Origin of the sequence: Thiohalophilus sp. (genome assembly GCF_031581315.1) — a bacterium.
Lineage (GTDB): Bacteria > Pseudomonadota > Gammaproteobacteria > UBA6429 > Thiohalophilaceae > Thiohalophilus.
In genome coordinates this window covers 8,660-10,602 of the sequence record NZ_JAVLAZ010000082.1, presented here as the reverse complement: position 1 = coordinate 10,602, position 1,943 = coordinate 8,660, and the positions used below count along the sequence as shown (strand labels likewise).

At 58.2% G+C, this 1,943-nt stretch carries 2 protein-coding genes; both read right to left on the bottom strand.

Going from position 1 to position 1,943, the window contains the following annotated elements; all coding sequences use genetic code 11:
• On the bottom strand, window positions 1-704 hold a 704-nt coding region (locus RI563_RS10840; RefSeq protein ID WP_310694401.1), incomplete at its 3' end, for a LytTR family DNA-binding domain-containing protein.
• On the bottom strand, window positions 682-1,776 hold the full coding sequence (locus RI563_RS10835) for a sensor histidine kinase (protein WP_310694400.1): 1,095 nt from the start codon (window positions 1,774-1,776) through the stop codon (window positions 682-684). The genes RI563_RS10840 and RI563_RS10835, both read right to left, overlap by 23 nt.
• Window positions 1,777-1,943 lie beyond the last annotated feature (167 nt).

Here is a 1,943-nt window from a genome sequence, read left to right as displayed (position 1 = left end):
AAATGGCGGCGGCTGACTTCCAGCTGATGTTCGCCATGTTGTAGCTGGAGAAATACCCGCCCCTCCCTGTCCTTGCGTAATCCCCGGATAAATTGCCTGGCCACCAGCGCGTTGCGGTGAATGCGGATGAATTGATCCGCAAATTTTTGTTCCAGGGATTTGAGCGGCTCCTCGATCAATACTTCTCCATCGTGATAACAGACGGTCACGTATTTGTGTTCAGCCAGGAAATAAAGCACATCGCTGATCGGTACCAGGCGCACGCCGCCCTGTACCCGGGCACTGATATGCAGGGGCGAGGTGTCCTGTTCCTGTTGCAGTTGCGCCAGGGATTGTAGCTGGGCGCGGGTTAACTGGGTGGCGGCCTGCAGGGCCTGTTCCAGTTGTTGTTGTTTGATCGGTTTGAGCAGGTAATCCACCGCATGGCTTTTGAATGCCTGCAGGGCATATTGATCGTACGCGGTGGTAAAAATGATCGCGGGCGGGTTGGGCAGCTTGTTGAGGTGTTCCGCCGCCTCCATCCCGTCCATGCCGGGCATGCGAATATCCAGCAGCACGACATCCGGCTGGTGTTGCTGAACCAGCTCCAGTACCTGCCGGCCATTGGCCGCCTCGCCGATGACCTGCCAGTGGTTCAGCACGTCCAGCAGGGATTGCAGGCGCGAACGGGCCAGCGGTTCGTCATCGGCGATCAGAATTTTCATGCCAGGGCTCATAGGGAAAACTCAAGCAGACTTTATAGTGATGATCCATCTCGTCAAGCGCCAGCCGGGTCGGTCCCTCGAAACCGGCAAACAGACGATCGCGAATATTCTGATGGGCCAGCTGGTTGCCCCGGCCGTGCGCCCGGGCGGGGTTCTCGGGTATCGGGTTGTCGATGGTGATCCGCAATTGATTGTCGACAAGCTCACCGCTGATTTTGATGGTGCCGCCATCGGTGCGTGGTTCAATGCCGTGATAGATCGCGTTTTCGATCAATGGCTGGATGAGCAGTGCCGGCAGCTGTGCATCTTCGGGCAGGGTATCGACCTGCCAGTGAACATCGAGCCGTTCGCCGAGGCGCAGTTTTTCGATCTGCAGATAGCGACGACACAACGCCAGTTCATCGGCCAGGGTAACACGCTGGCGCGCATCGCTCAGCGAGGCGCGAAACAGATCGGCGAGGTTTTCCACCACCTCTTCGGCCTGTTGCGGCTTATGCTGAATGAGGCTGACGATGGTATTCATGCTGTTGAACAGAAAGTGCGGGCGAATCCGGGATTGCAATGCCTGCAGGCGAGCTTCCGATTCGGCGCGGACCTGTCGCCGCCACTGGTGTTGCACATAGAAATAACGCAACAGGGGGCCGGTGATGATGAGTCCGATCAGCAGATTGCGGGCTAAAAATTTGGCGTGCCACAGGGCCTCCATGCCGCCGGGATAATGAATCAGCCAGTAGGCGCCCTCGCTGACCAGGGCAATGACCAGAAGGATCAGCAGATAACTGCCAATTCCCGCCTGCCAGGGGCGCAAACGGCAGAGCTGGCGGCGCAGCAGGCACAGCAGCGCGCAGCTGCTCAGGGCACACCATTGCACAAACAGCGAGATCAGCCCCAGGTGAGCCCAGCGTTCGGTCAGCGGGGTATCCATCGGCGCCAGCGCAATGACAATCGCTGCCAGCTCGGCGATCACCACCACCAGAAACACCATGCGAATGCCGCAAAAATCCGGCAGGAACAGATTATCCTGTTCCGGTTCGGGCGAGCTGGGGCGGGAGGGTTCCGGGGTGGCCGGCATAGTCTGTTCCGGATTGGTCGTGAAAGTTATGTTAACTGAATTAAAGCACAAATTGGGCGATCCCATGCGCGCTCAGGATGAACCCGTTATAATCGACTGCACCGATAAACGAATGGATGATCCGTTATGAGCGATGCCAGTCAGACCGACAAGCCCTGGGCCGGGCG

Bases quoted from the DNA above. Each gene is read 5' to 3' on its own strand.
- RI563_RS10835 (WP_310694400.1), bottom strand. From the start codon at position 1,776: ATGCCGGCCACCCCGGAACCCTCCCGCCCCAGCTCGCCCGAACCGGAA.